The sequence below is a fragment of the Myxosarcina sp. GI1 genome, from assembly GCF_000756305.1.
Taxonomy (GTDB): Bacteria; Cyanobacteriota; Cyanobacteriia; order Cyanobacteriales; family Xenococcaceae; genus Myxosarcina.
Map to the genome: position 1 here is coordinate 1 of NZ_JRFE01000030.1, position 7063 is coordinate 7063.

The following is a 7063-nucleotide window of genomic DNA, read 5'->3' on the forward strand; positions in this document are numbered from 1 at the left end:
ATACCCCAACCCTCAGCGTCCACCCTGCCTATCAGCGTTACTTATAGTTTGGGGTTGGGGTATTGCCCTACTTAGAACCTTTGCCATACATAGCCTTTAGCCCTTACACCCGTAACCCTGATTATATATAGCTTACAGGCTTCGTATTATTGCACATATCTCAAACCCTTGCTACATATAGCTTTCAGATTTTGCATCCATGCAGTTTTAGTTGCAGTTTCTGGGGATCGATAAGTTCAAACGGCTGTACTTAGGGTTGACTATCAGTTATTTGTATCAGACTCTCAATCTTTTACTCTATCTATCATAAATACTTATCTATTCGTAGTTGACTTTTACTGACAGTAGCGATATTATGATAGTAACAAGCCACAAGACCACAAGATCGAGAGCGAGCGCAAACCCTCCAAAGCTTCTATCGCCTTGCCATCCATCCTACTTAGCAACCACAAATATGAACCCTCTTACTATAGCAAATTCTTCTTCCATATCTTCTCCTACCAGAAAAGTTTTTGAATATTCTTTCAGCGTTATCAATCGCGATGGTGACGTTCAAAATCTCACTGCTGCCTTTACTTCTGTTCCTTCCGCTTCCGATTGGTCAGATTGGCTTTCTGGCTGGTTTAGCATTGGTTATTCTTTACTTGACCAACCTATCTTGATTCAGGTTATCAGTGCTGAAAAAAAACAACAAGATTTTGCTATTCAAAGCGCAGAAGCTAAACATCAGAAGGCAAAGAAAACCCAAGATTCCATAGCCACTTTAGAGGCAGGTATTTCACTTATTAGATGTTTAAAAGCCAAATACCAATAATAGTTGTCACCCTCCTAACTCTCAACAGAATTATGTCTCTACACATTGAAATTAACATCAGTTCCAACGATCTTAAACAAGCTACGGAAAACCTTGTTTACGAACTTGAAAGCAACTTCCCCGACTGCGAACCTGATGAAGACGCGATCGCACTCCTCATCAAAGAACGCCTCAAATCTCTCATAGAAAGCTTTATTAGCTGCCCTGAATCCCATTTAGATAGCTCTACTCTCTCTCAAGTCGAAAGCTGCTTTAAAATGCCTTATTCTACTTACGATCGCCTCATGTCCGAGGCTGTTCCCTTTCCTCCTCGTTAAACCACTTCTCAAACGATTCTAGCCTCGTTTCTACTCGTCCTCTATCCTCATTTCACTAGCTATTATGCCTCTATCTAATTGCTCTCAATGCCGATACCTCGACCGCCACCCCAATCATCATGGTGATATCCTTTGTGCCGTTAATCCTGCTTATCCTAATATGTGGAAGCGTCTTAAAGATCTCGATCGCTCTACTCTTAATTCTCTTCCTGTCGATATTTGCACCCACTTTGAGATCGATCCCTCTCTTGCCGAAACCGAAATTGCTCTTTCTCTTACTTTTCAGCAATGGCAACAGTTAGCCCGTAGTTCCCCTACTTCTAGGACTATACTTGAATTTCTTCAAAATAAACAAATCCAACATTCGGTTTCTCTATCCAAACAAAATTGGCAAGCGATCGCAAATATATCTGACAATTCCCATGTTTTAGAACAGCTTGCACAACAAGGCATCGAACCTAACGAACCTCGCTGGATTGGTGTTGATTCTTCAGCGATCGCTGCTATTTCTTACGATCGCTCCCGTTCGGTGCTTCTAATTCGCTTTAATCGCGGTGCTGTTTATCAATACGATAATATCTCCTCTGATGTCTTTGATGAGTTTCGTCATGCTAGCTCTTTAGGTGCGGAATGCACCGCCAGGCAAGCTCTTGAATTCAATTCAAGAGAACCTGGCGGGACTTTCTTTAACCAATTTATTAAAGACCACTATACTTATCAACTACTTTAATTTGCTTTCCTACTATCAAAAATATTGTTGACTTTTTCTTTTAGTAGAGTTATTCTGATAGTAGAGACAAGAAACAATTCACTTCTTAGTTTTCTTTCTCCTTCACTACATCTACTTTTCAGGCTTTCTATTATGACTTTATCCGCTACCATTACCGCTCTCGATTACTTCATCAATGGCTTTGTTGTTGTCTCTGCACTCGCTTTTTGTCTCCTCCTACTATCCGAGCTAACCTTATCTTTCCTAGATTGTCTCGAACAGTATTCGTCCGTCTCTGATGAATTTTACCAACAGACCAAAGCTCTTCTTAATCCTGCTACCGAGCCAATTACCGAGCTAGCCGAAGTAGAATCACCGTCTTTTGAATTAATGACCATTCGTGAGCTTCGTGACTACATTCGCTCTCACAACCTTCATCATCGGGTTCATAATTCTACTGGTGGAAAATCCGTTTCTAACGCCCGTAAACATGAGCTTATCAAAGCCTTGACTTAATTTTTCGCTTCTTGCTGTCAACTCTACTATCAAACCCTACTATCATGAATATTTCTTCCAAGCTCAAACAACAATTCGACCGCTTAAACATTCCTCTTGATGCTCGTATCTTAAAGGCAATTGAGCAACATCATCCTTCTCAAGTTCAAGCTGCTCTCAATCATGTCAAACAGAATATCGAGCTAATTCGCTCTCCTAGAAGTGTTTTCCTTTATCAACTACCCAAACAACCCATAGAAGATAACCTCAGCAGGTTGCCTGTTTTTACCGCTAAAGATGCTGTTGGCTTTACCCTTCAACACCTCAAGGCTATGTACCCTAACTCCTGGGAAGATGCTGCCCTTCATTTTGGTATTCCTCTTCCTCGATCCTAAGTAGCGATTGGCGAAGCCAGCGGCAAAGCCGATCGCATTATCTGCCACAGGCGATCGCTCATTACAGGAAATCGAATCATATTATGCTATTTTTCTCTTATGACACAGATTAGCCACGACCAGTTATTCAAAGAGCTTTTAACTACTTTCTTTGTTGAGTTTTTAGAGCTATTCTTTCCCCAAGTTCTAGACTATCTCGACATCGACTCAATTTCTTTCGAGGACAAGCGGTGCGACCCCGCGTCGGCGTAAGACGCAAGGGAACGCGCACCAAGACGGAACTGTTTACCGACATTACTAAAGGCGAGAAGAAAATCCTCGATATCGTTGCTCTGGCTAAATTTAGAGGAAAAAATTCCACTTTTTTAGTTCATATCGAAAACCAGTCATACGAACAAAATGACTTTTCCGAACGGATGTTCGCTTACTTCTGCAATCTTTTTATTAAGTATCGCTGCCCCATTTATCCGATCGCTCTTTTTTCTTATCAGTACCCTCTTGAAGCCGAAGCTACAAATTACACTATTGATTTTCCAGACCGCCAAGTTCTCAATTTCCAGTATCAAATCGTTCAGCTAAATCAACTCAATTGGCGCGATTTCCTTCAAAATCAAAATCCTGTTGCTGCTGCACTCATGGCTAAGATGAAAATTTCCAAACGAGATCGCCCCATCGTCAAAGCTGAATGTCTTCGCTTGCTGGTTACACTTCAACTCAATCCTGCTAAAATGCAGCTTAAACCCCGTCCAGTTTGAAAACTGGAGTTTTGGCTCAAAATCAAATAGGCTGATTAAGAGAAGAAAAATAAGATCGATTTGATGTTAAAAGTAGATTACGCTCGTTGGAATCAAAGCAAAGAGTTATTAAGAACAGAGGCATTGGCTGCCAAACATCCTCGAACAAGAGAGAGACTGATGGCATTGTATGAAATTAGTGAAGGGAAAAGTGCTACAAAGGTAGGGGAACAAACCCGAAGAAATCCCCAAACAGTAATGGAATGGGTGCATCGTTATAATCAAGAAGGTCTCAAAGCCGTCGAGTATCAAAGAACGGGAGGAAGAAACCCTTTTTTTCCGAAACGGTGCGAAAAGATTTAGGGAATCAAATCCAGAAAGCTCTTTTAAGGTCAGCATTAGCACCACAAGAAAGAGGGAGGAAATCTCAAGGGTTTCCACGTTGGACGTTAAAAAGATTCGTCCACTGGCTGAAACAGAAGTGGAAGATAAATTGTTGTCGAGAGACAGTCAGAAAAACTCTTAAGCAGATGGGTTTTTCCTGGAAGAAAGCGAAGAAGTTGCTTAATAAAGGCAATACCGCCAAAAGAGCTGAATTTGTCGAACAAATTACTGAATTATTAGAGGATGCACTTCATCAAAAGCGATTAATTATCTATATTGATGAAGCCCATATACATTTAGATACCGATGAAGGTTACGGTTGGTCAATTCGGGGAGAAAGGTTTTGGGTCAGCTCTAGTTCTCCTGGAAGAAAGAAAGTCTCTTTTTATGGTGTTTACCTCTATAATCAGGCGCAAACCAGAATTTTTCCTTATGAGAAAGCAGAGAAAATTAATACCATTGATGTTCTCAAAAAGTTGCGAGTCGAATTTCCCCAGCAACAAATAACTGTGGTTTGGGATGGCGCACCATATCATCGTGCTAAAGTGGTCACCGAGGCAGCATCAGCAATGGACATCCATCTTCTACAATTACCTGGCTATAGCCCAGATTTTATGCCTGTCGAACATCTTTGGCAATGGCTCAGAGAAGACATAACTTATCATGTTTGTTATGACCAACAACAAGAGTTAATTTCTGCTGTTGCTGATTTTCAGCATCTAATTAATACTACTCCACTGTTTTTAAGCGATCGCTTGTGGGTTAAAAAACACCTCGATCCAGAAGAAGAAAAACTACGGTTTTCAAAGTAGATGCGGTTTATCTCTGGCTTTATCGATACCTATCTCAATCTCAATTCCGCAGAAGAACAAATTTTCCAAGAGCAATTAAATACAATAGAATTAGAACAGAGGGAACAAATTATGCAAATTACTACTAGTTGGCAACTCAAAGGACGAATCGAAGGACAGGTCAATACTGTAATGCGTCAACTCAATCGAAAATTAGGTAATTTGCCAGAAGAAGATGTTTCTGCAATTCAGTCTCTAGAACCATCACAACTAGAACTACTAGCAGAAGAATTGCTTGATTTTCAGTCCTTAGACGACTTAAACCAGTGGCTAAACGAGCAATAAGCAATAGTTCTTGCTGTGTAGCTCATTTTAAAAATGAACCAACCACATTTTTCTGCTTTATTTCAGCACATTATTTCACATTCTTTTGATTCTCTTCAATTACAGGAACTAGAAGCGATTGCTTTAGGAATTTGGTATGAAAACTTTACTCCTCATTTAGAACAGTTTAATCCGCTACAGCTTGGTAGGGCTGGTTATCTACTCGATCGGCTCTGCCGCTGCCCTTCGGGCAATCGCTTAATGCGTTACAATTGCCTTTCTCATCAACGTAAGCTTGAGTTACTAAACTTAGTCAACTCTCTTAAAGCTCAGATTCTTTCTTTCGATGGTAGAATTATCAATTGTCAAACAAACAATGGCAGCAACTATGATGTCGAGCCTTTAGCTTTAGCTTGGGGTCTTGATGAAGATATTTCTCAGCTTACACCTCATCTTCTCCAATACCAAACTCGTCATTATCAACTTAATCGGACTGCAAGATAATTATTAGCGAAGCGCGATCGCCTTGCGTAGCCAACCAGACTCAATCGGCTTGACTTTTGCTGATAGTAGAATTATTCTGACAGTAGAATTAGAAAATAACTCGCTTCAACTATAAGTTTTAAAGAAGACAACTTGAATTACAAGCTCAACAGCCAAGAATTAGAAACAGCCATTGCTAAAGCCAAAACCCAATGGCTCAAAAATTTGTTGGCAGAAAAACTACCAGAACTCTTTTCGGAATTGAGCGATTATCAAATCTGGTTTGATGAGATTGTCGAACACATGGAACATCGTGGCTTAGTCGAACCTCAGCAGCAGAAAAACTATCTTACCGATGTCCGCAACGCTATCAAAGTAATTAATCCCAATCATCTTGCTTTAAATGTAGTTAAGTTCGACACCGAAACTTGGACAGAAATTAATAATGCTAGTAGCGATCGCCTTGCCGAAAGAAAGACCAAGTTTATTAGCGACCCCGAAGCAATAGTCAAACGAGCATCAACTCTTCTTAATAGTTATCGTTGGGCAGAAATCGCCGCAGGATTGGCAGTGCTGACGGGAAGAAGACATACCGAGGTCATTCAAACGGCAGAGTTTGAGTTAAAGACCAAATATAGCGTTATCTTTTCTGGCTCTCTCAAAAGAAGAGGGGAGTCGGTTAAGTGTGTCTTTGAAATTCCTACCCTCGCACCAGCCAATAAGATTATCGAAGCGATCGCTTCACTGAGAGATAAATTAGGAGCAGAAATTCAAGACTTATCCCCACGTCAGATTAACAATCGCTATAGCGAACCCGTAGCCAAACAATGCGATCGCTTCTTTAGTGAGTTAGTACCCTCTCGCGAGGGCAAAGACAACCTTTACACCCATCTGTTTCGAGCCGTGTACGCGACTATAGCCGCACACTGGTATTGTCCGCCGAGCGTCCCCGAAATCGAATATCGTGCTGCCATACAGGGTCACTATCAAATTCTCGACGAGAAAGACCCGACCCTAAGACATAATTTTGCTGCTAGTCGCAACTATTTTGACTACAAAATTGCCGATGGTGAGGGTAACATAGATGGCAGACTGGGTTTAAAATTAGGCTTACCCGATGTCCGAGTTATTGAAAGATATGCCGCTCGCACCCCTGCTCCCACTACTAAATTTGCTTCTTCAGAGGTTAAAGACAAAGTTATAGCTCAATCGGATTCATCTCGGCAGTTACCTCCCAAACCTAAATCACAGGCTCGAACTGGTAAGCAATTATCTTTACCGATTATGAAACAGCAACTCTCAGCATTAACTATTCCCTCATTTTTGTTCCCACGTTTAGAATCGATCGCAGGGCGTTTGGGATTGACCCCAACCGACACCATAGAAGCTTTATTTCACTGGACGGAAGTGAGTTTAGCTTTAGCTGAGAGTTTAGAACTAGAAGAACTAAACCCCAATCTGCTGTTTGCTCGAATTGAAGAGTTACAGGCTCGACTGGAAGACAAGTCTATAATTCAATCGTCTTCAGAACCAAATAACTTAGTAGAACCTACCCATAATTTCGAGCGTGAGAGCATTAATAATCTCTGTGCTTCGGTCAGATTGCTCTCAGAGGCT

General features: G+C 41.0%; 10 protein-coding genes and 1 pseudogene. All 11 read left to right on the plus strand.

Going from position 1 to position 7063, the window contains the following annotated elements:
• The first annotated feature begins 454 nt into the window (after nucleotides 1-454).
• Nucleotides 455-814, plus strand: a complete 360-nt coding sequence (locus KV40_RS23095; RefSeq protein ID WP_036486450.1) for a hypothetical protein — start codon at nucleotides 455-457, stop codon at nucleotides 812-814.
• 32 nt (nucleotides 815-846) lie between these two features.
• On the plus strand, nucleotides 847-1131 hold the full coding sequence (locus tag KV40_RS23100) for a hypothetical protein (RefSeq protein ID WP_036486452.1): 285 nt from the start codon (nucleotides 847-849) through the stop codon (nucleotides 1129-1131).
• A gap of 64 nt (nucleotides 1132-1195) precedes the next feature.
• Nucleotides 1196-1861 carry a KTSC domain-containing protein gene (locus KV40_RS23105; protein WP_081942918.1) on the plus strand — a complete coding sequence of 222 codons (666 nt, stop codon included), beginning with the start codon at nucleotides 1196-1198 and terminating at the stop codon, nucleotides 1859-1861.
• 132 nt (nucleotides 1862-1993) lie between these two features.
• Nucleotides 1994-2356 carry an SAP domain-containing protein gene (locus KV40_RS35140; RefSeq protein WP_156114126.1) on the plus strand — a complete coding sequence of 121 codons (363 nt, stop codon included), beginning with the start codon at nucleotides 1994-1996 and terminating at the stop codon, nucleotides 2354-2356.
• Nucleotides 2357-2400: 44 nt separating this feature from the next.
• Nucleotides 2401-2730: a hypothetical protein gene (locus tag KV40_RS23110; RefSeq protein ID WP_052055865.1), complete on the plus strand. Its 330-nt coding sequence runs from the start codon at nucleotides 2401-2403 to the stop codon at nucleotides 2728-2730.
• Between the two features lie 99 nt (nucleotides 2731-2829).
• Nucleotides 2830-3467, plus strand: a pseudogene (locus KV40_RS35150) (Rpn family recombination-promoting nuclease/putative transposase); the annotation flags it as partial.
• A gap of 81 nt (nucleotides 3468-3548) precedes the next feature.
• Nucleotides 3549-3827: a helix-turn-helix domain-containing protein gene (locus KV40_RS32460; RefSeq protein WP_036476788.1), complete on the plus strand. Its 279-nt coding sequence runs from the start codon at nucleotides 3549-3551 to the stop codon at nucleotides 3825-3827.
• Nucleotides 3812-4660 (plus strand): IS630 family transposase, encoded by an 849-nt coding sequence (locus KV40_RS23120; RefSeq protein ID WP_072013741.1) that lies wholly within the window; start codon nucleotides 3812-3814, stop codon nucleotides 4658-4660. The genes KV40_RS32460 and KV40_RS23120 overlap by 16 nt, the downstream gene beginning before the upstream one ends.
• The gene (locus KV40_RS23125; protein WP_052055867.1) at nucleotides 4661-4984 is read left to right on the plus strand and encodes a DUF4351 domain-containing protein; all 324 of its coding nucleotides are present in this window, start codon (nucleotides 4661-4663) and stop codon (nucleotides 4982-4984) included.
• A 33-nt stretch (nucleotides 4985-5017) separates the two neighbouring features.
• Nucleotides 5018-5467 (plus strand): hypothetical protein, encoded by a 450-nt coding sequence (locus KV40_RS23130; RefSeq protein ID WP_052055868.1) that lies wholly within the window; start codon nucleotides 5018-5020, stop codon nucleotides 5465-5467.
• 132 nt (nucleotides 5468-5599) lie between these two features.
• Nucleotides 5600-7063: protelomerase family protein (locus KV40_RS32465; RefSeq protein ID WP_081942919.1), on the plus strand; the 1464-nt coding region annotated here is incomplete at its 3' end.